Raw genomic sequence first — 24,403 nt, 5'->3', positions numbered from 1 at the left:
GATCGGTGCATCCAGGCTTAACTCGAGCGGGTCCAGCAGCATCTTCTGGACGGCGTCCTCGTAGACCGATCCAGTCACGACCTCGACAATCCGCCCCGCCACGACCAGCCCCGCATTGTTGTAGGCGAAGACCGTGCCCGGCGAGGTCTTTTGTGGGAGCCGGGTCATCGACGCCACAAACTTGGTTATCGCGTCGTCGCCTCGACCGAAGTCCTGGAGATCGTCACCGAGCCAACCCGACGTGTGGTTGAGCAGTTGTCGCACCGTCGCCGTGGCGCTGGCTTCTGGATCGGCGACCGCGAAATCGGGCAGATACTGGCGTATCGGTGCCTCCAGATCGACCTTGCCCTCGTCGACGAGGCGCATCACGGTCGTTCCGGTGAACGTCTTCGTCGTGGAGCCGATCCGGAACAGGGTGTCGCCGTCCACCGGTGTCGGGTGGTCGACATTGGTGACCCCATACCCCTTGATGTACTCCTCACCGTCGGCAATGACGCCAACCGCAACCCCGGGGATCGCGTAGTCCTTCATCGCCTTGTCGATCTTGGCATCGAGCTCGTTGAACGCTTCCTTCGCGTTCGCCGGGACGCTCGTAGCTGTGGTGGTCGACTCCTTCGACGAGCATGCCGGCAGTACGAGCACCGCCAATCCGGCGACCGCCCCGCCAAGCACCGCCCGGCGCGACAACTCAGGGCCACCGACGGCGAACACCTCGGTCGTCATCGGCGTGGCGGGAGAATGTCGTATGCCGGCAGTTGCGTCGTGTCCGTGCAGGATGTGTCCGGCTTTTCCGGATTGTCGAAGAATGACGCGATTATCTCGGCTCCGCACGGTGGCTCTGCATACACACCGTGTGCAGCTCCGGGCACTACCGCGACTATGGATTGCGAGAGATCCTTCGCGATGTAGTCGCCCCACACCGCTCCGGTCTGCCCGTCGTAGGTTCCCGACAGCACAAGCGAAGGGATGTCACTCACGGTGATGTCTCGGATCGAGTCAGGGGCCTTCGGCACGTCCCACACTTCGCAGGCGTCGCGCAGGAACGGCAGCTGCGGCGCTTGAGCCCGAACGGACTCCGGCAGTTCAGGGAATTCCTTTTCCGCCTGTTGCATTGACTGCTCGACGGTCTCGAACGGGATCCATTCACGGCACCAAATGCTCAGGGTGAGACCCCAATGGAGGACGCCCCTCTCCGGATGCCCCCAAACCTCGGCCCAACGCGACGCAATGGGCTGCGCATTCCCGTTTGCGAGCTCATCGACCGTTGATGGGAACTCTTTCGGTAGATGGGTAGCCACGGGGACAAACCAGTTCAGCAGCATTCCGCCGTCGACGACAACCTTCGTCTCTCCTACACCCTCAACGTTGACCGTCGTGGTGATGGGCTTCGCCTCGAGCTCATTGACCAGCCGGATGAACGTTGCCCCCAGGTCGGGATAGCGCTCTTTGCATGCCGGCTGGTCCTCGCACGCCTTGACCATGTTGTCGAATGCTTGGCGAGCGCTGGCCCAGGTCCACCCCAGGGCACCAACCGATGGAGGCGTCACTCCGTCGAACACGATCGACTCGATAGCGTCGGCGTCTTGACGCATGTAGATCAGCGCAAGGTCGGTACCGTACGAGTGGGAGAACACATTCCACTTCTCGAGGCCGAGTGCCTTGCGTAAATCAATCAGGTCATAGGTGCTCTCGGTCGAATTGAACGCCGAGAGGTCCACGGTGGGAGCCAGGCGGTCGTGGCACTCCTTCACCGCTTCTACGTACGCATCGCGTGTGGACTCAGCGTTCCACGCCATTCCGATCCTTTGGGCGAAGAACTCGAAAATCTCCGGGCAGGGCAACGGCGAGCTGGACGTCGCGTTGCCGCGCTGTCCCATCAGGATCAGATCGCGATCCCGGTTCAGCGGGACGTCCGGGTTGATCGGGGGATCCGTGACCCCATCCTGACCGGGCCCGCCCATGAGAAAGACGATCGGAGCCTTGGTCGGCGGCCGCGTTTGCGACGGAACGATCGCAACTGCCAAGCGCAAGGTTCCGCTGTCTTCTTCGGTGCGGTTCACCGGTACCACCAAGTCCCCGCAGCGAGCATTCTCCAGCAGTGGGACCGGATTCGGCGTCTTCGCGCACGGACCCTCGACAAACTCCGCCGGCGGATGAGCCACAGCCGTCGGTGGCGAACTGGACGGATCGGAATTGTTGCTACACGCCGAGCTGACGAGAATCGAGACAAACGCAATCGCCGTTATCTGGTTCACAAACCGCATGTCGACCACCCTGAATGGCGACCGCCCGAACCTCGTGTTCGGGCTCGGCCCGAGTATTTACCCAGATAAATCCTGGCACACCCCCAATACCGGAAGTTTGAGAACCGATGAAATCCGCCGATCCTTATGCAGACGCTCGGTGATGAATCGAATCGTGCGGTCGGCCAGCTCGGTTGAGAAGGCATTCCATAGGCGGCGCGAGATCACCGCCGCAAAACGAGATAGTCGGTGCAATAGATTCCCCGATTGGCGTCAGGGACGGGCCAGTCGCCCGCTGAGGTCATGATGAAAGGCAGCCCGTCCAGTCGATTGTCCATACACGCGCCCAGCGTCCCGCTCGCGATCCTCTCACAGGACACTCGAAACGCTCCCTCGCTCGAACGGCCACCAACGTGGAATCTGACGCGGCTCCCCAACATCGACGCGGTCTACTCGGCCGCGACGGTCCACGCATTCCGTTGAGCGATGCGCTACGTCTTGGGGTGAAGATGGCCGGTGCGGTGGAGTCGGCGCACCGGCTCGGCATCCTGCATCGCGACGTCAAGCCCGCGAACAAGGGATCCTCGGTGGCCCTGCTCGGCCGAAACGGCGCTCTCGGTGCCACCCTGTTCAGTGGCGCGATGCCGAAGTCGGCCAGCTCGGGCTCGCCGTACTCGGTGATGAGGAATTGCGACAACTTCAGCAACACCACGGCTTCGCGGTCGACGAGATGGCCCTCCGCGTAGAGCCCGGTGGTGGGGTCACTGACCGTGGACCGGTGTCGCGTTCGCGCATGCCCGTGCTCGTGTAGCCGGTGGCCTGGGCGCGGCGGCGGATCGACGCATGCACCGACGCCCCGGACAACGCGGTGTCGGAGAGGTTGCCGTTCTTGGCGATCGCCCGGAACAACGGTGCCCGGGCTCGCATGCGCGGCAACGCCGCCCGGACACATGGTGTTCGAACGGCGGTGCGGTGCGCAGCAACCGGATCACCCCCAGTCGACCGGCGGTATCGTATGCGGCGACGACCTGCGCCCACCGCGCATACGCGCACGGCGGGCAGCTGTGATGGCTGGTGATGAACGGCAACGCCCGCACCGTGCCGGTGCCTTCCTGGTCGGTCTTCGACCGCCGCAACCGCACATGCCGCCATCCAGCCGGTGCACGGTCACGTCCCCACAGTGCAAGGCGACGAGCTGCGCCGGAACGCTCCGGCGAATCCCATCAACAACAAGGCGGTGTCACGGCGCTCGTCGACCGCGGCGGCCCAGCCGGTAACAGCCTGCCGGGCGGATCGGACGATGGTGACGATGTCCGAGGTCGGCAACGGCGCTCAGGGATTCCGGGGCCGGTCGCAGTTGGTGGCGTAGGTGCGGCGAATCCCGGACGGAGTGGAGGCCACCAGGGCCTCGGTGCACGGGTTTCGCAGATTCGCGGTGCGGTGGTAGTGCCCAATCACCGACACCCGCCGGTTCACGTCGACGGTGAGTACGCCTTCTCCCCCACCCCGGTGAGGATGTCGACGGCGTCGACCACCGGCAACCGGGTCCATCACCGCTGCCTCGACTCGATTCCCACCCGGTCACGGCAAACCCGGCATACGCTTCCCGGAAACCGATCAGATGCAGCACCCGATCGACCACACGAGGGACAGTGCGCGAGCCCTGTCCACGACGAGGACGGTGCTCCTGTCCCTGCCCACCGAGCCGCACCCCCCCGACCACATCGGTGAACCGCCGGCTCTCCGGATTCCGACCCGCAGACAACGACACGACCGTCGTGCTCCAAGCGGTCCAGACAGCCCAGGTCGCGGCGCCCGATTGGCAGGTCATACCGGCGACGAGGACCGGCTGCGCATGACCACACTCGTGCCGCCCTCTCCCGCGACACCCAGCGCACACCAGCACGCCTCCCTCCCCGATACCACCTCACACGATGACCGCCGATCATTCGATCTGTTTCGGTTAGCTGTGGCCCGCGTACTTGCTTCCCTTCACACACTGACGACGAACTGAACCAAGTCAGCGTCGACCGGTCATCATCCAATGAGACGGCACCCGGCCGATTCTTCCCGGAATCGGTACGGGTACAGCGCGAACGCACCAGCCCGCTCCGCCCGGGCACGGCACACTGTGTGCATGTTGCACCTGCGGATCCTGACACCGACCACACTGACCGACGACGTGGTCGACATCCTCGAACACGATCCCGCCGTGAGCGGGCTCGCCCGGATGAAAGGAGCCTCTCTCCGCCCACCGGGCGACGTCATCCTCGCCGACGTCGCCCGAGAAGCCGCGAACGACGTCATCGACCGGCTCCGCGGCATCGGGTTGCACCGCCTGGGCAGCATCGAGATCGAACCGGTCCGCACCTGGCTCTCCCGCAGCGGCTTCGAGGCCGAACTGGCCACCCCCGGCAGCAGCGCCGACAGCGTGGTGTGGGCCGACGTCGCCCAACGCTCCTACGACGAAACCGAACTCAACTGGACCTACCTGAGTTTCATGACACTGGCCACCGTGATCGCCGGCATCGCCATCGTCGTCGACTCGCAGATCCTGGTCATCGGCGCGATGGTCCTGGGCCCGGAGTTCGGGGCGATCGCCGCCCTCGGCGTCGCTCTGGTGCGCCGGCGGTTCGTGCTGTTGACCGTCGCCGTCCGCACCCTCCTGATCGGCTTCACCGTCGCGATCGTCATCACCACCGTCCTGGCACTGCTGGGGCGGGCGCTGGGATGGATCACCCTCCACGACGTGATCGGGCCGCGGCCCGGCACCGCCTTCATCTACACCCCCGACAAATGGTCGTTCATCGTGGCTGTTGTCGCCGCGGCTGCCGGCGTGCTCTCCCTGACCTCCGCCAAGGCCGGCGGACTGACCGGCGTGTTCATCTCGGTCACCACCGTCCCCGCCGCGGGAAACATCGCGCTCGGGGCGGCGTTCGGAGTCGGCTCGGCGATCTGGGGCAGCACCCTGCAGCTACTGCTGAACCTGTCCGGGATGGCACTGGCCGGATGGGCCACACTCAGTCTGCAGCAGGCGGTGTGGTCACGGATCTCGGTTCGCCGCGCCAAGGCACTCACCCGACCACACCGCATGCTCTAACCCACCCACTCCGCCCGGCGGCCCCTGCTAATTCCCACCCCGCGCCGGCACACCGCGGACCGGAAGAAGGGCGGCGGTCCGGCGCTGGGCCACCGCGACCACAGGATGTGCCGCCAGCTGGCGTAGCCGGTGTCGCGGCCGGCGCTGATCGGGGAATTCGCGGTCAGCGCCCAAGGAAGCCCAGCGAACCAGTTTGTCGAGTTTCTCGACCGAATCGACCGGACCGGTCAACTCCCGCCCGGACGGTGTGTACGTTCCCGCGGCGGTCACGATCAGCGCGTGCTCGTCCGCCTCGGCACCGACCGGCAGCGACTCCCACACCGGTGCGGGTGGTGTTGTCGTGTCGTCAGCGGTGGGCTCGTCAGGCTCCGGCTCGTCCGGCCCGGCCGATGCCACAGTCACCGATTCAGCGAGAGGTTCTCCCGGGTCATCGCTTTTGTCGTCGCCGGGATGCTCAGGTGATTGTGGAGCGAGAGGTGCAGTCGACGAGGACAATTCGAACAGGGCAAACTGCTCGGGTCCACCGCTCACCTTATTGCTCCCTGATCTGGCCATCGGGATCTGCCGACGGTACGTTGTAGCGGTCGAGCAACTCCTGCAGGGCAACGTCCACGACGCTGGTGACCGTGAACTTTTGGTTTGCCACAAGCCACTTCAACCGGGCCTCAGTCGAGGCCAACACCCACGTATTCAGCTGCACCTTCACCGGACCCTTGCGGGGTTCTAGCTTCGACGTCAACGCCTCGGTGGAAGCCGTCACGACGGGACCGCGTCCCGGCACGCGGGCATCTTTGTGCGGCCGCGCAGTTCGCCCTCCCTCGATCGGCCGCGAAGAGTTGCCTCCACGTTTTCCGACCTGCGCCATACGCACACCTTTGCCCGCTCCGCTTGGCCGCCGTGCGTGTTCCCGGCCCGCCGCAGTTCATACTAGGCGATACGCGCAAGAACGCACGCGGTATTACTCGCGGATTTGCACGTATGTTTGCACGTAAGCGTGCATGCTGACCTCGAAGCCCTGGGCATCGGTCGGATTGCGCGTTGCCTATCGCCTGACCACGCTCGACGTCGAACGACGCGTCAATCCCACTTCGTGTCCTCGCGTAGGTGTTGTCCCGCCTTGTGCCGGTCCCGGCATTGCACTCCGGTGCCGCCGTTCTTGCAGGGCAAACGCATCAATGTCGGCTGGCCACAGATTTCGTGCCAATCTTAGTTATCGCGAGATGTGAGCTATCCGCCGGCGAACGGTGGCAGTACATCCACGTTCCCTGAAATCGGGTGGGTCGGATCGCGGGTGAGTTCTCCCCCGACGAGAAAGGCCGATACCGACAGTAGTTGGGCGATTCTTTGGCCGTACTCCTGCAGAAGTTGCTCGTGCAGATCGCCGAGTGATGGTGTACCAGTGAAAATGATCGTTTCTTCGGCTCGCCCGATGATGTCCGCAGCGGCGGCGAAATAACGGATGAGTACTTGATTATCAGCCACCGATCGCTCCCATACTTCTCACGGGTGGTGAGAATCCGTCGTTTCCGATTTCATGTCCGAACGGTTTGCGCCACATCGCATCACGCCAGGACTGTGCGAGTTCTTCGTCGCTGGCACCAGCACGCAGGGCGGATCGCAGGTCGGTCTCGATGTCACTGAACAGGCAGGGGCGAATCGTGCCTTCCGCGGTTAGTCTCGTGCGATCGCAGTCTGCGCAGAATGTGCGCGTGACCGAGGCGATGATGCCGACCCGAGCTGGGCCGCCGTCGACAGCCCACTCCTCCGCCGGGGCAGAGGGATCGATCCGGCCATGAGGGGTCAACCGGAAGCGCTGCCGTAGGACACTGAGGAGGTCTTCCGCGGTGACCGCGTTGGTGCGGTTCCAGGTGCGGTCCGCGTCGAGCGGCATCTGCTCGATGAAGCGTAGGTGCACGTTCTCGTTCAGGCACCACTGCAGTAGTTCCTCCGCTGTGGCGAGGGTGTCGGCGTTGAGTACCGCGTTGACTTTTACTGGCGTGAAGCCGTGGAGTCGGGCTGCCCGGATGCCGGCTAGGACGGATGGCAGGCGGTCCCGTCGGGTGAGTTTGACGAATACATCGCGGTCGAGAGTGTCTAGCGAGATGTTCACTCGATCGAGTCCGGCGTTGGCGAGGCCTTCTGCGCGTCTGTCGAGTCCGATCGCGTTCGTTGTCATCGCCAGTGGAAGTTTCGGATGCAATTTGCGGCAACCCGCGATGATCTTCTCGAGATCGCGGCGTACGAGTGGTTCACCGCCGGTGAATCGCACTTCTCGTATCCCGAGGTGGCGCACCGCGATGTCGACGAGCCGAACGATCTCCGATGCAGTCAGCAAAGCATGCGACTCGATCGGGGGTAATCCCTCTTCGGGCATGCAGTAGGTGCATCGCAACGTACACTTCTCGGTTATCGAAACCCTGAGGTCGCGTGCGACTCGGCCGAATTCGTCGATCAGATCGGGGTTCGGTGGACGTCCGGATTGAGCACGATGACTGCGAATCGTTGGGAAACCCAGGCCGACCGATGTCACTTGGCCGGCGCTTCGAGGTTGGTAGCCGGTGCCCCGACCCACTCGATGGTGCCATCGGCGAAGGTTTGGTGTTTCCAGATCGGTACGCAGACCTTGATCCGATCGACTAGCAGCGTGGAGACGGTGAAGGCGTCGGCTCGGTGCGGAGCGGCGACGGCTGTCACCAAGGCAAGATCACCCACACGTAGTGTGCCGACACGGTGTACCGCGGCGACGGAGAGACCGAACTGCTGTGCGACACCTTCGCAGCAGTCGCGTAGAAATCGTGCGGCGTCGGGGTGAAATCGGTACTCGAGGCCGGTAACTATCTGGCCGTTGTCGAGGTTTCGCACGACGCCGGAGAACAGGACCGTGGCGCCGTTCGCCGGGCCGGCGACCGCGGCGTTGACCGCGACGGGATCGATCGGTTCCGTGGTGATGCGGGCGAGTACTTCGGTCATGCCGTTTCTCCTCGTCATCCTGGGAAGGAGGGCTCTGGGCCGGAGGCGACTTCCGCCTGGGTCCCGGAGGTGCGCTGTGTTGAGGAGTTTTCGTGCTCGTGGACAGGGCATTCGTGGGCGGGCTCGGTGCCGATGCGGTTGATCTCGGCGGCCGCTTCTTCGACGGCGTCGACGATTCCGACGTATCCGGTGCATCGGCAGATGTTGCCCGACATTTCTTCGCGGATCCGCTCCCGGGTGGGCTCGACTTCCCGGTGTAGGAGGTCGAGTGCTGACATGAGCATTCCGGGGGTGCAGAACCCGCACTGCAACCCGTGTCGGTCGCAGAAGGCCCGTTGCAAGGGGTGCAGGGTGCCGTCGTCGGCGGCCATCCCTTCGACGGTGGTGATCGACGATCCATCGGCTTGGACGGCGAACATCAGGCATGCTCGCACGGGCCCGCCGTCGACCAGGATGGTGCAGGCTCCGCAGACGCCGTGCTCGCATCCGAGGTGGGTGCCGGTGAGCCCGAGATCTTCGCGCAGTGCATCTGCGAGGGTCTTGCGGGGCTCGATGTCGATGGTGGCGCGTTCTCCGTTGACGGTGAGTTCGATTCGCATCAGTGGACTCCTGCCTTGTTTCCTATCGCTTGGTTCAGTGCGCGGAGTGTGAACTCCTCGGTCATTGCGACTCGGTAGTCGGCTGATGCGTGAAGATCTGACGCTGCCGTGATTGCGGTCGCAGCGAGGCGTGCGGCTTCGGCGATCTTCTCGTCGGTCATCGGCCCGTCCGCGAGAATTTCTTCGGCGGCGTGAGGGCGTATGGGTATGGCGCCGACACCGCCGATCGAAATCCGCACAGTTCCGGCCACCTCGGCTACGGCGACGGTGACGAGACCGAAGTCGCCGTGTCGGCGAGCGAATTCCGCGAAACCGGCCCGATCCGGGATCGGGAAATCCACTGCGGTGACGATCTCGTTCTCGTCCAGACAGGTCTCGAGGGGGCCGACGAAGAGATCGTCAGCAGGTACCGTGCGGGTACCGCCGGGCCCGTGGACGTGTACGAGCGCGCCCAACGCAGTCGCTACGACGGGGAGCTCCGCGGAGGGGTCGGCGTGGGCGATGCTGCCTCCGGTGGTTCCCCGGGTGCGGATGGCGCTGTGGCCGATCCACTTCGCTGCCTCCGACAGCAGGGGCACGTGGGTCTGCTCGATCAGCATGGAGTGACGGACCAGTGCACCTACTCGCACGGTGGTGTCGTCGATCTTCTCGATCGCGTCGAGTCCGGGCACTCGGTTGATGTCGACCAGGATCGTCGGACGCCCGAGGCGCATCGCCAGCACCGGCACGAGGCTCTGTCCGCCGGCGATAACCTTGCCGTCGCCGTCCGCGGATTCGAGGGTCTTGACTGCCTCGGCGATGCTGGGGGGACGGCTGTAGTCGAATGGTGCAGCCTTCATCGGTGCATCCTCACTTTCCCACGAATTTCGGCAGACGGTTCTCGGCTCGGGCGAGTTGGCTCTCGGCGAAGTCCGCGCTCGCCCAGCACTGATCGAACTCCGTATCGAGCCGGTCGTCCCAGGTGTCGGGTTCGGTCAGCGCCTGCAACGCGCGCTTGGAATACATCAGCGAGAGTGGGGCATAGGAGGCGATCTGCTGCGCGAGTGCCCGTGCGTCGTCAACGGTGCCGATGCGGTCCGCGAGACCACGGGCGAGGGCTGCGGTTGCGTCGAGGGTGTCGCAGGCGAGCAACACCGCGCGGGCAGTGCCGCCCCCGGCCAGTGTCGCGAGCCGGCGGATCGTCCACGGGTCGACGGCCAGTCCGTTGCGGGCCGTCGGGATCGCGAACTTCGCGCCGGGTGCAGCAATGCGCAGATCGCACGCGATGGCCAGTTGTGTGCCAGCGCCGATCGCGGGCCCGTTGACTGCAGCGATCACGGGAATCGGAGCCGAGGTGATCGCGTGCAGTGCGGTGTAGAGGGCGGTGCGGAAGCCGTCGCCGTAGACGCCGCTAAAGTCCGCACCGGCGCTGAACGCGCTCCCGGCACCGGTGATGAGCAGGACTCGCCGCCCCGCCGCGACGCACCCGCCGACCGCCGCGGTGAGATCGTGCAGATGAGCGATGTCGAGGGCGTTGCGCTTATCGTGGCGATCGAGGGTGATCTCTGCGATGTCGCCGTGCTCGGTGAGGGTGATCATCGCAGTGCCTCCCACAGGGTAGCCGGTGTGATCGGTAGGTGATGGATCTCAATCCCGAGCGCGTTGTGCACAGCGCCGGCGAGCACGGCGTTGGGCCCGAGCGTGCCGCCCTCGCCGACGCCGCGGACCCCGAGAGGGTTGTCCGCCGGCACGGAGATGTGCTCGATGATCATCTCCGGTACCTCGTGGCTGGTCGGCATCAGGTAGTCCATCAGGGTGCCGGTCGACAGGTTGCCGGCGTCGTCGTAGACGAGGTGTTCGTACATGGCGCCGCCGATGCCCTGCGCGATGGACCCGACGATCTGCCCCTCGACGACCATCGGGTTGATCACCCGGCCGGCGTCCTCGGTGCAGACCCATTTGAGGATTGTCAGGTCGCCGGTCTTGCGGTCGATCTCGATGGTGGCCGCCTGGGCGCCCGCGGCGAAGGCGCCGCGGATCGGGTCGAAGAATCGGGTAGCTTGCAGGCCAGGTTCGATTCCTTCGGGGAGTTTGTTCGACTCCAGGTAAGCGATTCGTGCCAGCTCGGCGAGGGTGGCCAGGGGTTTGGTGTCGTCCGGGCCCCAGATTTCGCCGTCCCTGCAGTCGAGATCCGCCTCGTCGACTTCGTGGAGGGCGGCGGCGAGTTTGAGCACCTTGGCTTTGACTGCCTCCCCGGTTCGGTGGGCGGCGCCTCCGCCGATGACCGCCTGACGTGAGGAGAAGGCGCCGAATCCCCAGAGGGATTCGTTGGTATCGCCGATCCGCACGTTGACATCGTCGTAGGGGACGCCGACGGCGTCGGCGACGATCTGCGCGATGGTGGTCTCCGAGCCTTGCCCTTGCGTGGTGACGCCGCTGAGCACGGTCACCTTGCCGTCGGGATCGACGCGCACGGTGCACGCGTCGTGGCCGGTGCGAAACGGCATCCGCGGGCCGGCCGCCGCGGCACGGCCGAGGCCGGTGAGTTCGTTGTAGCAGGCGAATCCGATGCCGATCGGGTTCTCACCTGTCTGTCGCCGGCGTTGTTGTTCGGCGAGGAATTCGTCGTAGCCGATCGCGTTGACGCATTTGTCCAGACAGGCCCCGTACCAGCCGGAGTCGTCGACGAGGCGGCTCGGCATGCGGTACGGGATCTCCTCCGGGGTGACGAGGTTCTTCCGTCTGATCTCGAGGTCGGTCATGCCCAATTCGTCGGCGGCCGCGGTCAGCAAACATTCCATCGCGAACACCGTCGCGGGCCGGGCCACACCCCGGTACGGGCCCGCGTAGGAGGTGTTGGTGGTGACACCGCGGGTCACACAGCGGTAGTTGTCGAGCCGGTACGGTCCGGACAGCAGACCACCGGCCATGAGCGGTTCGATACCCGCGGTCCATGGATACACCGAGTAGGCGCCGACGTTGCAGGTGACGTCCGCGTCGAGGGCGAGCAGTGTTCCGTCCTCCGCGAAACCAGCTTTGACGAGGTACCGGTGGTCGCGGGCGTGAGCGGCAGCCTGGAGATGCTCGGCCCGGTCCTCTACCCACTTGAGCGGGTATCCCCGCATTTCGCGGGCCATCACGCATAACGCCAGATCTTCCGGGTAGAGCACGGCCTTGGTGCCGAACCCGCCGCCGACGTCGGGGGCGATGACACGCACGTTGGACTCGGCCAGGCCGAGCAGTTCGGCGAGCATGTTCCGCACCAGATGCGGAATCTGTGTTCCCGACCAGAAGGTGAGCTTGTCGTCGACCGGATCCCACAAGGCCACTCCCGCACGGCATTCCATCGGGTTTCCGGCATGCCGGTTCGTGGTGAGTTCGCGTTCGACGACGACATGCGACCGCGCGAACGCGGCCTCGACGTCCCCGGCATCGAACTTCCGCTCGAGCAGGACATTGTCGGGTGCCTCAACGTGGACCGGCACCACGGGCGGTTTCCAGGCCACCACCGTGGCGGGTAGCTGGTCGTAGTCGATGTCGATCCGTTCGATCGCATCCTCCGCGAGGTAGCGGCTTTCGGCGACGACCGCTGCCACCGCCTCACCGGCGAATCGGGCCTTCTGCCACGCGAGGATCGGTTGCGCGGTCTCGACGTAGGACGGGAGCGCGGACTGCGCGCGCAGCGCGATCGACCGAAATGCGGACATTCCGCCGGCGAACGCGCCGTACACGCCCGGCACGGCCTGCGCCGCGGTGACGTCGACGTGGGTGATGGTGGCGTGACCGTAGGGGCTGCGGAGGAAGGCCACGTGCCTCATCCGCGGCAGGTCGAGGTCGGAGACGTATCGGCCGTGGCCGGTGATCAGCCGGGCGTCTTCCTTGCGGCGGACTGACCGGCCGACCGCACCGGTGACGGGTGCTGCAGCGTGATCGTGTGTCATGGCATCGAGTACCCACCATTGACGGACACGATCTGGCCGGTGGTCCAGGACGATTTCGGCGAGGACAGCAGCAAGATCGTCGGAGTGACGTCGTCGGGAGTGCCGAAGCGGCGCAGCGGATATGCCGAGAGGATGCGCTTGATCTTGGCGTCGTCGGCGTTGCCGGTGTGGGCGTCGAGGCTGCCGGTCTGCACGAGTGCGATCGAAACGGCGTTCGCGCGGATCTTGTGGCGTGCGAGTTCCTTTGCCAGGGACTTCGTCAGCCCGACCGTGGTCGCCCTGGTGGTTGCGGTGACGAGGAGTCGGGATTCGCCCACGCGGCCGGAGTCGCCCATCAGGTTGACGATCGAGCCCTCGACGTTGCAGTCGACCATCTGCTGGGCCACGGCCTGGGTGACGCGCAGTGTGCCGGTTACGGTGATCTCGACTTGGGGAGCCCAGTCTTCCTCTGTGGTTTCCAGGAACGGCTTGCTCTGGGTGACGGCGGAGTTGTTGATCAGGATGTCGATCGGTCCGAGTTCGGACTTGACGGCGTCGACCGCCGCTTTCACCGCGGCCCCGTCCGCGAGGTCGGCGCCCACGGCGATGGCACGGACGCCGAGTGCGGCGGCTTCCTTCGCGGCTTCCTCGGCGCCGTGGGCCGAGGAGTTGTAGTGGAAGGCCACATTGGCACCCTCGGCCGCATAGGCCATACCGATCGCGCGGCCGAGGCCCTTGCCTGCTCCGGTGACGAGGACGGTCTTGTCTGCCAGATCGAGGTTCATATGTCAGTTCTCCTTGGTGTAGACCCAGCGCGTCGCACCGTCTGTGGTGGTCAGTCGTCCGGCTTGCATGCCGGGGAAATGGGCGGCGAGGATGTCGGTGTTGGTGTCGGTGAATTCTCGGACGAAATCGGCGCGGACGGTGGCGGCCGCGACGGAGTCGAAGTCGAAGGCGAAGTGCCAGTGCGATTCGATGAGTTCGACTGGGGTGTGGGCGAGGTCGCCGATCAGCGCGGCGCGCTGCCCCTCGCTGGAGACGATGAAGGTGGTCGATCCCGGGGTGTGGCCGGGGGTGTGCCGGGCATCCAGTCCGGGAGCGAGGGTCTGGTCACCGGCGAAGAGTTCGAGCCGGCTTTCGAGCGGCTTGAGCTTGCGCACTGCGCCCGGTTCGGCGCCGGGGCTTTCGACGAAGTGCTCCCAGTCGAGTTTGTGTACGCGGTACGTGGCGTTCTCGAAGACGACGGCGCCCTTCTTGGTGGCCCATCCGACGTGGTCGAAGTGCAGGTGCGTGAAGACCACATCGGTGATGTCGGCCGGATCCAGCCCGTGGGACTTCAGGCTTTCGAGGAATTGTCCGCCGCGGTACTTGCCGTTGTCGATCGTCCCGACACCGGCGTCGACGAGAATGTTGCGATCACCGGTGCGGATCAGATAGCCGCCGACGGAGAGTTCGAGGTTTCCGTCCTCGGTGAGCAGTTCCGTGTGATCGTCCCAGGGGTCTCCTGGGATCTCCGGCCGGAACAGGACCTCACGGGGGTCCTCGTGGCCGGCGCCGTCGACGAGGGACTCCAGAAGCAGCGAACCTATCTTCATCGGATCTCCTCGGTGGTGGCGGCGTAGGGAGCGAAGACCCGGTCGGCATCGACGAACGGCCGCTCCGGACGCGCGCCGGTGGGAAAGACGAGGTTGATCGCCAACGGCAGGCCGATACCCGCCGACGGGTAACCGCTACCGAGCGCGGCCGGTGAGAAGGCGGCCGGTGCGGGTCCACGCCCCTTTCGGGTGAGGAGCACGATCAGCGCGATCACCGCTGCCAGCACACCGGCGCCGGGCAACGCGTACTTCATCACGGTGCCGCTCATGCTGCCCATGACATCGAGCGGTTCGACCTCGTCGATGGTCTTGGGACGCTGGGATGCGCCGGTGGAGCCGTTCGCTGCGCCACCCACAATTTCGGCCTCGAGGTTCTTCGCGAACTGCCCGAGAATCTTGTTCGATACGTCGGCGATGACACCGCGCCCGAAACTGGCCGCACGCCCGGAGAGCGCAAGATCGGTGAGCACGTGAACGGTGGTGCCCGAGCCCTGTTCCGACAGGGTGGCCGTGATGGTGGCCTTGGCGCCGCCTTGGCCACCCACATCCTTTCCCTCGGCCGCGATGACGGCCCGGTAGTTGGCGGGGTCCTTCTCGACGAAACGGCCGGCGCCCTTGTACTGGGCGGAGACCGGGCCGACCTTGATTTTGACGGCGCCTTCGAACTCGTCGCCATCGAGGCTCAGGACCGCAGCACCGGGCAGGCAGGGGATCACCCGTCCGAGATCGAGGAGGGCATCCCAGGTCTTGGCCACGGGAAGGTCCACGGAGAAGGTGTTGGTGAGTTCCACAAGAACCATCCTAACTAATAATCGTTAGTATTGAGAGTACGGAGCGTGTCGAACCGTGTCAATCCTGACCGGAACCCCGCGTCCGGCGTTGCGTCGACCGAACCAGGAAGGCACGATTGCTGTTCAATCATTCTTTGTTGCAAACACTTTGATTCATCCCCCACCCTCGTCCGCAACTCGCGGGGACCGAAATGACAGGAGAAATGAAGATGAGCGCTGAAGCGGTCGATGTACGCGAAAGTCCTACCGTGGCAGACTTCACGGTGCGCCGCGCGGCCACCACACGGTGGTCCGACAACGACATGTACGGCCACCTGAACAATGCCGTGTACTACCAGCTCTTCGATGCAGCGATCAACGGCTGGATCATCGAGCACTCCGGACTCGACCCGGTCGCCGCCCCATCCGTGGGCGTCGTCGCCGAGTCCGGATGCCGATACTTCGAGCAGGTGCAGTTCCCGCAAGCCCTCGAGGTGGGAATCCGTGTCGCCAGGCTGGGCCGCACCAGCGTCACCTATGACCTCGGACTCTTTCCGGCCGGGCTGCCCGAGACGGCGGCGGTCGCCGCGCGGGGCCGGTGGGTGCACGTCTATGTCGACCGTGACACCCGGCGCCCGGTGCCGATCCCGGACGAGTTGCGGCGACTGTTCGAATCGGCCACCGGATAACCGCGGCGATCCCAGGTCGGGAAGGTTTCGTGGCTACGGCAATCGCCGCAGCCACGAAACCTTGACCTAGGATTCTTCCGCGCCGAGCCCGACCTGAGAGCGCACCCGCAGTTCGGTGAAGGCATTGCCCTGCCGGGGGTCGGGCTTGCCGATCATGGTCCCGATCCAGCAGCCCAGGAATCCGACAGGAATCGACACCAGCACCGGGAAGGTCAGCGGGAAGGGGGCATTCTCCGCGCCGCCCGGCCACACCTGAGGGCCGAGGATGATCAGGACGACGGAGGTGACCAGGCCTGCTCCGATTCCGGTCACCGCGCCGAGAGTGTTGAAACGTTTCCAACCCAGACTCAGCGCAAGCGCCGGGAAGTTCGCGCTCGCCGCGATCGACAACGCCAAACCGACGAGCAGCGCGACATTGATTCCCGATCCGAGCAGCAGAGTCAACGCAATCGCCACTACTCCGACCCCGGCGGCGGCGATTCTGGCGACCACTGCACCCTCGCGTTCGGTCGCAGTCCGCCGCTTGACGACGTTAAACCACAGGTCGTGAGACAGCGCGCCCGATGCCGACAACACCAACCCCGCCACCACCGCGAGAATGGTGGCGAACGCGACGGCACTGACCAACGCGATGAAGACGTCACCGCCGAAGCTGCCCTCGCCGCCACCGAGGTACTGCGCGAGTAGCGGAGCGGTCAGATTCCCTCCCGCAGTGGCTTTTTCCGATCCGGCGGGCAGAATTGCGCGAGCGCCGTACCCGATGATCGAGGTCATCACGAAGAAGACACCGATGATCCCGACGGCCCATCCCACCGAACGTCGCGCGGCGCGTGCATCGGGAACGGTGAAGAACCGGATCAGGATGTGCGGTAGAGCGGCCGTGCCGATGGCGTAGGCCACCGCCGAGGACAGGGTGTTGAGCGGGTTCGCGCTCGATCCGCCCGGGGCAAGGTAAGCATCGCCGTTGGGATGGTTGTCGGCCGCTGCCTCGAACATGCTCAGGGGGTTGAAGTTGAACTTCCACAGGACACCGATGCACATGGCGCCGCCGACGATCAGCAGCAGCGCGGCCTTGATGATCTGGACCCAGGTGGTCGCGAGCATGCCCCCGAAGACGACATAGAACAGCATCGCGATGCCCGTGATGATCACCGCGGGGGTGAAGTTCATCCCGGTGAGAGCCCGGATCAGCACGCCGGCACCGACGAGTTGCGCGATGAGGTAGAAGACGACCACCACCAGCGTGGCCAGCGAGGTGGCGGCCCGCACGGGGCGCTTGCTGAAGCGGAACGAGAGCACGTCGGCGATGGTGTACTGGCCGGCATTGCGCATCTTTTCCGCGAAGAGCAGCAGAATCAGCAAGAAGGCGAAGATCGCGGCCGTGGCCAGCACCCACCCGTCGAACCCGGTGAGAAAGATCAAACCGGTGAAGCCGAGGAAGGTGGCCGCCGACATCAGGTCCCCGGAGATCGCGAATCCGTTCTGGACCCCGGTAACGCTGCGCCCGGCAGCGTAGAAGTCCGACTGGGTGCTCGTACGACGAGCAGCCCAGAACGTCACGATGACAGTGATGGCGAGCACTGCGGCGAAGAAGATCAATCGCGTGAGGTTCATGCGGAGCCTCCCGGCATCGAGTGATCCGAGATCGTTTCCAGTGCTTGCTTTTCGAGGGGAACGAACACGCGTGTCGAGGCACGGAGGTACGCCGCGGTGACAATCCATACCAGCGCAAACTGCGACAGACCGAGCAGATAAGCGACGGTGACGCCGGGCGCGACGAGATGTCCCATGAAGTCGTGGGCGTAGGCAGTCAGCATGAGGAACGCACCGAACCACAGGCTCGCGCCGGCGAGGGCCAGGCGGACGAATCGGGACCGGCGTTCGATCAGTTCCGCGAAATAGGTTGACGATGCGACCTTTTGGATGTCCGGGTCGATGGGCGCGTTGAGGGTACGCCCGACCGTGAAGTGATCTACTTCCATGATTTCCTCTCGAACTGACCGCCGAGGTGGCGTCGTCACATGAGCTAACTAATATGCGTTAGTATGTAGTTGTGATCGCGCTCACGTCAAGACGTCCGGCAGGAGGCTGGCGACAATTCGGCCAGCCCGCAGCAGCGTTGCAACAGGAAGTCCCGAAGAGAGGCCCGGCCGCTCGTGCGACCGAGACCCTCCCCGACCCCTCCCCGACCCCTTCCCGGCCAACACCCGGACGGCTACACTAACTAACAATCATTAGTCTTCTCATGGAGGTATTGTGCTGCACACCGACGTGATCGTGCCCATCCCCCAACTACTGGGCAAGCACGCCGCCGAACGGCCGGATCAGGTCGCTTTCCGCGACCCGAACAAAGCGGTGACGTACGCCGAGCTCGAGTCTCGGACTGCGCGCCTTGCCGGTCACCTCCGCGACCACGGCCTGATCTCCGGCGACCGGCTCCTGATGTATCTGGACAACTGCGTCGAAGTGGCGGAGGGATACCTGGTCGCCCCCCGGGCCGACATCGTCACCGTCTGCGCCAATCCGGGCGGGACGAGACACGAGTTCGAGCACATTCTGGGCGATTCGGGCGCCGTCGCCGTTCTCACCGACATGGCTCGTCTGCCGACCGTCCTCGAGCTGATCGAAGACGGCGGAGCGGAACTCGCACACGTGAAGTTCGTCGTGGTCACCGGCGCACCCACCGACGTCGGATATTCGGGCCGGGTGAAGGTGGTCTTCTATGACGACCTGATCGCGGCGCACCCCTCCGGCAGCGCACCCGATTCCACTGATCTCGATGCCTGGTGCTGGATGCTCTACACCTCGGGCACCACCGGCCGGCCGAAAGGGGTGCACCTCACCCAGCGCAGCTGCCTGTGGGTGGTGGGCGCGTGCTGGGTGCCGATCGCCGGCCTGAGCAGTTCCGACGTGGTGCTCTCCGCGCTTCCCCTGTTCCACTCGTATGCCCTGGTGCTGTGTGTACTGGGCGTCGCCGCGACCGGGGCCACCGAGCACCTCCTGCCGAAGTTCTCCCCCACCCAGGTACTGCACGCTCTGGCCGAGGACGGCGTCACGTTCCTGCCCGGGGTGCCGACGATGTTCCGGTACCTGATGGACTCGGCTACCGACACCCGCCTCGATGCGCCCTCACTGCGCCTGTGCGTGTCCGCCGGCGCCCTGATGGCAACGGCGCTCAACGAAGCGTTCGAAGAATTCGCCGACGTGCCGTTACTGGATGGATACGGCATCACCGAAACCTCCACGATGGTGACGATGAACTCGCCGGCCGGCGGCCGGATTCCCGGCTCGTGCGGTCTTCCGCTGCCCGGAGTGACCGTTCGCCTGATCGACCCCGGGACCGGAACGGACGCCGTTCCCGGCGATGAGGGGGAGCTATGGGTCCAGGGCCCCAACGTGATGCGGGGCTACCACAACCTGTCTGAGGCAACCAGGGAGGTATTGACCGATGGTTGGTACCGGACCGGGGATCTGGCCCGACGGGACGAGAACGGGTTCATCCGCATCAGCGGGCGAATCAAGGAGCTGATCATCCGCGGCGGTGAGAACATCTATCCCGCAGAGATCGAGGACGTCCTCATCGCATGCGAGGGCGTGACCGACGCGGCCGTCGTCGCAGCGCCACACGACGCGCTCGGCGAGGTCCCCATCGCGTTCGTGGTCGCCGCAGACGACAACGGAATCGATGAGGACGATCTGCGAAGCCGCTGCGCTGCGGCGTTGTCCTACTTCAAAGTGCCGGCGGAATTCATTGCGGTGACTGCAATTCCACGTACCGGCTCGGGGAAGATTCAACGACACCGGCTGCACCGACCCGAGTCAGCCGCCACTACGTAGTTCGCCGTCCCCCGCGCACCCGGCGCCCGGGGTGCGGTCGCAGCCAGTGCTGTCAGACGCCGAAGAAGGGAAATATCACTATGAAGATTCGCGGAGCCGTTCTCGAGTCGAGCGGCCGTCCCCGGCCGTACGCGGAGTCGACACCCATTTCGATCGCCGAGCTCGAACTCGACCCGCCGGGTCCCGGTGAGGTCCTCATCCGGATCGAGGCGGCGGGAATTTGTCATTCCGACCTGTCGGTCGTCGACGGCAACCGGTCGCGGCCGATCCCGATGCTGCTCGGTCACGAGGCGGCCGGTCGGATCGAACAGCTCGGCGACGGCGTGTCGGATCTGGCGGTCGGTCAGCGGGTAGTCATGGCTTTCCTGCCTCGCTGCAACAATTGCGCCGAATGCCGAACCGACGGCAAACTGCCCTGCTCCCCAGGCAGCGCGGCGAACACTGCCGGCACCCTCCTCGGCGGCGGTATCCGTCTGCACCGCGACGGCACCGACGTCAAACACCACCTCGGCGTCTCGGGTTTCGCCACGCACGCCGTCGTCGACCAGCATTCGGTCGTTCCCGTCGGGGACGACGTTCCACCCGAGATCGCCGCCGTACTCGGATGTGCCGTGTTGACCGGGGGCGGTGCGGTGATCAACGCAGGCCGCCCGGCGCCGGGGCAAGCTGTCATGGTCGTCGGGCTCGGCGGCGTCGGTATGGCAGCGCTGATTACCGCGCTGTCCCTCGGTCAAGGTGCTGTGATCGGAGTCGACTCGAATCTTGACAAGCTCACCCAGGCAACGAAGTTGGGTGCGTCCGCAATCTACACCCCCCAAGAAGTTGCGGAACGGAACATTCAGGCCCCGATTGTCATCGAGGCTGCGGGGCATCCGCGCGCCTTCGAGACCGCCGTCGCGGCCACCGCTCCCGGCGGCACCACCGTCACCGTGGGGCTTCCGGCCCCGGACGCTCGGTCCTCGATCTCGCCGCTTGCTCTGGTGGCCGGTGCCCGGACCGTCATCGGCAGCTACCTCGGCTCCGCGGTACCGTCCCGCGACATTCCGGTCTTTGCGCAGCTGTGGCGCGACGGGAAACTCCCGGTCGAGAAGCTGATCTCGTCCCGGATCGCGCTGTCGGACATCAACGCCGCCATGGACCAACTCGCCGACGGCAACGCCATCCGGCAAGTCATCATTTTCGATGAGAAGTGAGGAAGCACTTGACGAGCACTCAGACACCCCAGCAGGCGGTACTCGAGTCGGTCCCGACCGGACTGTTCATCGGCGGGCGGTGGCGCCCGTCCGACTCGGGTAACACCTTCGCCGTGCACGATCCGGCGACCGGTCGGGAACTCGCCGTCGTAGCCGACGCCACTATCGCCGACGGAGCCGCCGCCCTCGACGCCGCGGCAACGGCCCAAAGAGACTGGGCACGAACAGCTCCCCGTGAGCGTGCCGAACTTCTGCGGGCAGCGTTCGACGCCGTGATCGCCCGATCCGACGACTTTGCATTACTGATGACCCTGGAAATGGGCAAACCGCTCGCGGAGGCGCTGGGCGAGGTGACCTACGGCGCCGAGTTCCTTAGGTGGTTCTCCGAGGAGGCTGTCCGCGTGTCGGGCCGATACGCTGCGGCACCCGATGGCAAGACCCGGCTGCTGGTCCACAAACGGCCCGTGGGTCCCTGCCTGTTCATCACACCGTGGAACTTCCCGCTGGCCATGGCGACCCGCAAGATCGCCCCCGCGATCGCGGCCGGCTGCACCATGGTCGTCAAACCCGCCACACTGACGCCCTTGACCACGCTGTTGTTGGCGCAGGTGTTCGAGGAGGTCGGGTTGCCCACCGGGGTGCTGAACGTCATTCCTACCTCGCGCGCCGGAGCGGTCACCGGCCCGCTCATCACCGACCCCCGGCTGCGGAAGCTCTCGTTCACCGGATCGACCGAAGTCGGCCGGCGGCTGCTCGCGGATTCGGCGCAGCAAGTTTTGCGGACCTCCATGGAGCTCGGCGGCAACGCGCCCTTCCTCGTGTTCGCCGATGCCGACATCGACGCAGCCGTCGACGGCGCCATGGTCGCCAAGCTGCGCAACATGGGGGAAGCCTGCACGGCGGCGAATCGGTTCCTCGTGCACGAGGCCGTCGCGGAGGAGTTCGCGACCAAGCTCGCCGACAAGATGGCACGCCTGGTCGTCGGGCCCGGTATCGAGGCGGATTCCCAGCTCGGCCCGCTGATCGACGAGGAGTCCCGGGCCAAGGTTCACGACCTGGTCCAGGACGCCGTCGCACACGGCGCCGCGATCGTCACCGGAGGTCGGCCGGTGCCGGGCGACGGCTACTTCTACTCCCCGACGGTGCTGACCGGCGTCACCACCGATGCGCGCATCCTCCGCGAAGAGGTCTTCGGGCCCGTGGCCCCGATCACGACCTTCCGGGACGAGGAGCACGCCGTCCAGGTCGCCAACGACACCGAATATGGACTCGTCGCCTACGTTTACACCCGCGATACCGCGCGCACCCTCCGCATGAGCGAGGAACTCGAGACCGGGATGCTGGGGATCAACGTCGGCGTCGTGTCCAACCCTGCCGCACCGTTCGGTGGGGTCAAGCAATCGGGTCTCGGCCGCGAAGGCGGCTTCGAAGGAATCGACGAATACCTCGATATCCGGTACGTCGGGCTCGCAGACCCCTATGCCTGACCAGGTGCGACATCGGAAGCCGGTCGCCGCGACCGAACGGTCAGCGCGCGGCGGCCGGCTTCCGTGCCCGGCCTCGGCGACTACCCGACGCCCGTTTGGCGCCCACCATGCTCAAGGCGTACTCGCTGTACTGCCGGGCCACGTCCTCCGCCGTCAGCTCACCACCCTCGTGAAACCAGCGGGCGATACTGACACACATCTCCCGAATCGCGAACGACGCCAGCTTCGGCGTCTCGACGACGAAGACACCCGCCTCCTCGCCGTCGATGATGATCTGCCGGAACGCACGCTCATGGTCCCGGCGAATCTGCTGCGCCGAGGTGCGCTCCGGCTCATCGAGGCTCGCGGAATCCTGATTGACCACCAACGCTTCCCGGGGATGGGTGGCATGATGCAACGCATAGACCTCGGTGGCGACCCGCAGCCGCTCGACCGGATCGTCGACCTCGACGATCACCCGGTCGAAGTCCGCGACGACGCGGTCAAGGGTGCCCAGGACGATCTCACTCAACAGCGAACTCTTCGACTCCATGTGGTTGTACAGACTCGGCGTCCGAATGTTGAGCCGCTCCGCCACCTGCTTGAGCGACGTGCCGTGATATCCACGTTCAGCGAACAGCGTCAATGCGGCATCGAATACGTCCGCCCGCGTGACGGACGGAACGGACGCCGAACGCTTGTCGATGTAGTCAGTCATGATCCCCACCTTCTCAGCCGCCGAACCGGGCGTGCGCGGCCGCTTCAGGACAAACGTTCATTGTAACGAATGTTAATTAGCCTACCTCAGCAGACCACCGAAAGAAGGTGCCACATGCGTGAAATCCTCGACCAACTCGTGAGCTGGAACCACGAGAACATCACCTACGCGGTCGCCACCGTGGTCCAGACATTCGGCAGCGCACCACTCGGCCCGGGCACCGCGATGGCCGTCTCCGAACACGGCGCTGTGGTCGGCAGCATTTCGGGCGGATGTATCGAAGCAGCCGTCGTCGACATCGCCCACGACGTCATCTCGACCGGTCAGCCGTCCTACCAGCGGTTCGGCGTGTCCGACGACGACGCCTTCGCCGTCGGACTGACATGCGGCGGCACCATCGAGGTCCTCATCAGCCCGCAGACACCCGCGCTCGCACAGATGCTCGACAAAGTGCAACAATCCGTGGCCACACAGGCACCCGTCGCACTCGCCACCACACTCGACAGCACAAACGCGACGCACCTGCTCTTAGGTGACGTGCTCCACGGATCCACCGGCGACACCGACCTCGACCGCGCCATCGAGATCCGGATGGCCGGGATGCTGGACGCCGGATCCACCGGTATCGCCGAATGTAGCGCCGGGGACCACTGCCAGTCGGCCGTTCGCCTCTTCGTGAGCAGCTTCGCACCGCCTCCACGCATGATCGTGTTCGGAGCGATCGACTTCGCCCGCGCGGTGATTCAAGTGGGAAAGCTCATGGGTTACTTCGTGACACTCTGTGACGCTCGGCCGGTGTTTGCCACCCGCGCACGGTTCCCGGAGGCGGACGAGATAGTCATCGACTGGCCCCACCGATATCTGCAGTCCCAGCAGCTTGATGGGAGGTCGGCGCTGTGCGTCCTCACGCACGACGAGAAGTTCGACCTGCCGCTACTCGAGCGGGCGCTGCGACTCGAGGTGGGGTATGTGGGCGCGATGGGATCGCGCCGGACCTGTCTGAACCGCGAACGGGACCTGCGACGGCTCGGCCTCGGTGACACCGAACTCGGCCGATTGCACGCGCCGATTGGACTCGACATCGGGGGCCGAACGCCCGCGGAAACCGCGATTTCCATTGCCGCGGAGATTATCGCCACTCGCGAAGGCCGGACGGGCAATCCGCTCCGTGAGAGTCAGTCACCAATCCATGCTCGCATCCGCGAAGCGATGCCAGCAGCCGCGCCACGTGTGAGAGCTCAACAACCCTTGTCCCCGGTGAGGGCCGAGTAAAGGTGTCATCGGAGAGCCCGTGAAAGAATGCCGGTCAAGTCCTTGCGGGTGG

General features: G+C 65.3%; 23 protein-coding genes and 3 pseudogenes. 7 read left to right on the top strand and 19 right to left on the bottom strand.

The features are described from left to right. Together AZG88_RS35560 and AZG88_RS35555 are read right to left on the bottom strand one after the other, a co-directional pair. Nucleotides 1-723: serine hydrolase domain-containing protein (locus AZG88_RS35560; protein ID WP_156517697.1), on the bottom strand; the 723-nt coding region annotated here is incomplete at its 3' end. Next, nucleotides 720-2,264: an alpha/beta hydrolase gene (locus AZG88_RS35555; protein ID WP_061700434.1), complete on the bottom strand. Its 1,545-nt coding sequence runs from the start codon at nt 2,262-2,264 to the stop codon at nt 720-722. The genes AZG88_RS35555 and AZG88_RS35560, both read right to left, overlap by 4 nt. A gap of 392 nt (nt 2,265-2,656) precedes the next feature. Here AZG88_RS35555 and AZG88_RS35550 point away from each other — a divergent pair, with 392 nt between their 5' ends. Next, the gene (locus tag AZG88_RS35550; protein ID WP_082764867.1) at nt 2,657-2,989 is read left to right on the top strand and encodes a serine/threonine-protein kinase; all 333 of its coding nucleotides are present in this window, start codon (nt 2,657-2,659) and stop codon (nt 2,987-2,989) included. A 61-nt stretch (nt 2,990-3,050) separates the two neighbouring features. On the opposite strand, the pseudogene AZG88_RS54555 reads toward AZG88_RS35550, so the two are convergent. Then, nucleotides 3,051-3,778 (bottom strand): annotated as a pseudogene (locus AZG88_RS54555) (integrase); the annotation flags it as partial. Between the two features lie 602 nt (nt 3,779-4,380). On the opposite strand from AZG88_RS54555, the gene AZG88_RS35540 reads away from it, so the two are divergent. Further along, the gene (locus AZG88_RS35540; RefSeq protein WP_061700433.1) at nt 4,381-5,343 is read left to right on the top strand and encodes a DUF389 domain-containing protein; all 963 of its coding nucleotides are present in this window, start codon (nt 4,381-4,383) and stop codon (nt 5,341-5,343) included. 53 nt (nt 5,344-5,396) lie between these two features. On the opposite strand, the pseudogene AZG88_RS50900 reads toward AZG88_RS35540, so the two are convergent. From AZG88_RS50900 to AZG88_RS35480, 13 genes and pseudogenes are all read right to left on the bottom strand, one after another. Continuing rightward, nucleotides 5,397-5,513, bottom strand: a pseudogene (locus AZG88_RS50900) (glutamate-cysteine ligase family protein); the annotation flags it as partial. Between the two features lies 1 nt (nt 5,514). Next, nucleotides 5,515-5,898, bottom strand: a pseudogene (locus tag AZG88_RS55820) (hypothetical protein); the annotation flags it as partial. Then, the gene (locus AZG88_RS52165; protein WP_156517695.1) at nt 5,876-6,208 is read right to left on the bottom strand and encodes a hypothetical protein; all 333 of its coding nucleotides are present in this window, start codon (nt 6,206-6,208) and stop codon (nt 5,876-5,878) included. The gene AZG88_RS52165 and the pseudogene AZG88_RS55820, both read right to left, overlap by 23 nt. Before the next feature lie 362 nt (nt 6,209-6,570). Then, a complete protein-coding gene (locus AZG88_RS35525; RefSeq protein WP_061045250.1) occupies nt 6,571-6,825 on the bottom strand; it encodes a MoaD/ThiS family protein in 255 nt (84 codons plus the stop codon). Beyond that, complete coding sequence (moaA, locus tag AZG88_RS35520) at nt 6,818-7,873, bottom strand: GTP 3',8-cyclase MoaA (RefSeq protein ID WP_061700427.1); 1,056 nt, start codon at nt 7,871-7,873, stop codon at nt 6,818-6,820. Before moaA ends, AZG88_RS35525 begins: the two co-directional genes overlap by 8 nt. Then, entirely contained in the window at nt 7,870-8,313 is a 444-nt protein-coding gene (locus AZG88_RS35515; protein ID WP_061700426.1) for a molybdenum cofactor biosynthesis protein MoaE, read from the bottom strand. The genes moaA and AZG88_RS35515 overlap by 4 nt, the downstream gene beginning before the upstream one ends. A gap of 14 nt (nt 8,314-8,327) precedes the next feature. Continuing rightward, nucleotides 8,328-8,912: a (2Fe-2S)-binding protein gene (locus tag AZG88_RS35510; protein ID WP_082764866.1), complete on the bottom strand. Its 585-nt coding sequence runs from the start codon at nt 8,910-8,912 to the stop codon at nt 8,328-8,330. Continuing rightward, on the bottom strand, nt 8,912-9,751 hold the full coding sequence (locus AZG88_RS35505; protein ID WP_061700425.1) for an FAD binding domain-containing protein: 840 nt from the start codon (nt 9,749-9,751) through the stop codon (nt 8,912-8,914). The genes AZG88_RS35510 and AZG88_RS35505 overlap by 1 nt, the downstream gene beginning before the upstream one ends. 10 nt (nt 9,752-9,761) lie before the next feature. Continuing rightward, a complete protein-coding gene (locus tag AZG88_RS35500; RefSeq protein ID WP_061700424.1) occupies nt 9,762-10,490 on the bottom strand; it encodes an enoyl-CoA hydratase in 729 nt (242 codons plus the stop codon). After that, a complete protein-coding gene (locus AZG88_RS35495) occupies nt 10,487-12,832 on the bottom strand; it encodes a xanthine dehydrogenase family protein molybdopterin-binding subunit (RefSeq protein WP_061045245.1) in 2,346 nt (781 codons plus the stop codon). Before AZG88_RS35495 ends, AZG88_RS35500 begins: the two co-directional genes overlap by 4 nt. Further along, nucleotides 12,829-13,596 carry an SDR family NAD(P)-dependent oxidoreductase gene (locus tag AZG88_RS35490; RefSeq protein ID WP_061045244.1) on the bottom strand — a complete coding sequence of 256 codons (768 nt, stop codon included), beginning with the start codon at nt 13,594-13,596 and terminating at the stop codon, nt 12,829-12,831. Before AZG88_RS35490 ends, AZG88_RS35495 begins: the two co-directional genes overlap by 4 nt. A 3-nt stretch (nt 13,597-13,599) precedes the next feature. After that, the gene (locus tag AZG88_RS35485; protein ID WP_061700423.1) at nt 13,600-14,406 is read right to left on the bottom strand and encodes an MBL fold metallo-hydrolase; all 807 of its coding nucleotides are present in this window, start codon (nt 14,404-14,406) and stop codon (nt 13,600-13,602) included. Further along, entirely contained in the window at nt 14,403-15,197 is a 795-nt protein-coding gene (locus AZG88_RS35480) for an SRPBCC family protein (RefSeq protein ID WP_061045242.1), read from the bottom strand. Before AZG88_RS35480 ends, AZG88_RS35485 begins: the two co-directional genes overlap by 4 nt. 209 nt (nt 15,198-15,406) lie before the next feature. On the opposite strand from AZG88_RS35480, the gene AZG88_RS35475 reads away from it, so the two are divergent. After that, nucleotides 15,407-15,865 (top strand): acyl-CoA thioesterase, encoded by a 459-nt coding sequence (locus tag AZG88_RS35475; protein WP_061700431.1) that lies wholly within the window; start codon nt 15,407-15,409, stop codon nt 15,863-15,865. Nucleotides 15,866-15,931: 66 nt separating this feature from the next. Here the strand turns inward: AZG88_RS35475 and AZG88_RS35470 are convergent, their stop codons facing one another. Together AZG88_RS35470 and AZG88_RS35465 are read right to left on the bottom strand one after the other, a co-directional pair. After that, entirely contained in the window at nt 15,932-17,479 is a 1,548-nt protein-coding gene (locus tag AZG88_RS35470) for a solute symporter family protein (protein ID WP_061700422.1), read from the bottom strand. Then, nucleotides 17,476-17,847, bottom strand: a complete 372-nt coding sequence (locus AZG88_RS35465) for a DUF485 domain-containing protein (RefSeq protein ID WP_061700421.1) — start codon at nt 17,845-17,847, stop codon at nt 17,476-17,478. Before AZG88_RS35465 ends, AZG88_RS35470 begins: the two co-directional genes overlap by 4 nt. 274 nt (nt 17,848-18,121) lie before the next feature. Between AZG88_RS35465 and AZG88_RS35460 the strand changes: the two genes are divergently transcribed. The 3 genes from AZG88_RS35460 (at nt 18,122) to AZG88_RS35450 (ending at nt 22,382) form a co-directional block, all read left to right on the top strand. After that, complete coding sequence (locus tag AZG88_RS35460) at nt 18,122-19,702, top strand: class I adenylate-forming enzyme family protein (RefSeq protein WP_061700420.1); 1,581 nt, start codon at nt 18,122-18,124, stop codon at nt 19,700-19,702. Nucleotides 19,703-19,782: 80 nt separating this feature from the next. After that, the gene (locus AZG88_RS35455) at nt 19,783-20,895 is read left to right on the top strand and encodes an alcohol dehydrogenase catalytic domain-containing protein (RefSeq protein WP_061700419.1); all 1,113 of its coding nucleotides are present in this window, start codon (nt 19,783-19,785) and stop codon (nt 20,893-20,895) included. Nucleotides 20,896-20,903: 8 nt separating this feature from the next. Continuing rightward, nucleotides 20,904-22,382, top strand: coding sequence for an NAD-dependent succinate-semialdehyde dehydrogenase (locus tag AZG88_RS35450; RefSeq protein WP_061700430.1), 1,479 nt, complete (start codon nt 20,904-20,906; stop codon nt 22,380-22,382). 40 nt (nt 22,383-22,422) lie between these two features. On the opposite strand, the gene AZG88_RS35445 is transcribed toward AZG88_RS35450, so the two are convergent. Further along, entirely contained in the window at nt 22,423-23,079 is a 657-nt protein-coding gene (locus AZG88_RS35445; protein WP_061700418.1) for a TetR/AcrR family transcriptional regulator, read from the bottom strand. Between the two features lie 114 nt (nt 23,080-23,193). Between AZG88_RS35445 and AZG88_RS35440 the strand changes: the two genes are divergently transcribed. Continuing rightward, on the top strand, nt 23,194-24,351 hold the full coding sequence (locus AZG88_RS35440) for an XdhC family protein (protein ID WP_061700417.1): 1,158 nt from the start codon (nt 23,194-23,196) through the stop codon (nt 24,349-24,351). Nucleotides 24,352-24,403: the final 52 nt, after the last annotated feature.

Source organism: Rhodococcus sp. LB1, from assembly GCF_001583455.1.
Lineage (GTDB): Bacteria > Actinomycetota > Actinomycetes > Mycobacteriales > Mycobacteriaceae > Rhodococcus_F > Rhodococcus_F opacus.
This window is presented reverse-complemented; position numbering and strand designations above follow the sequence as displayed.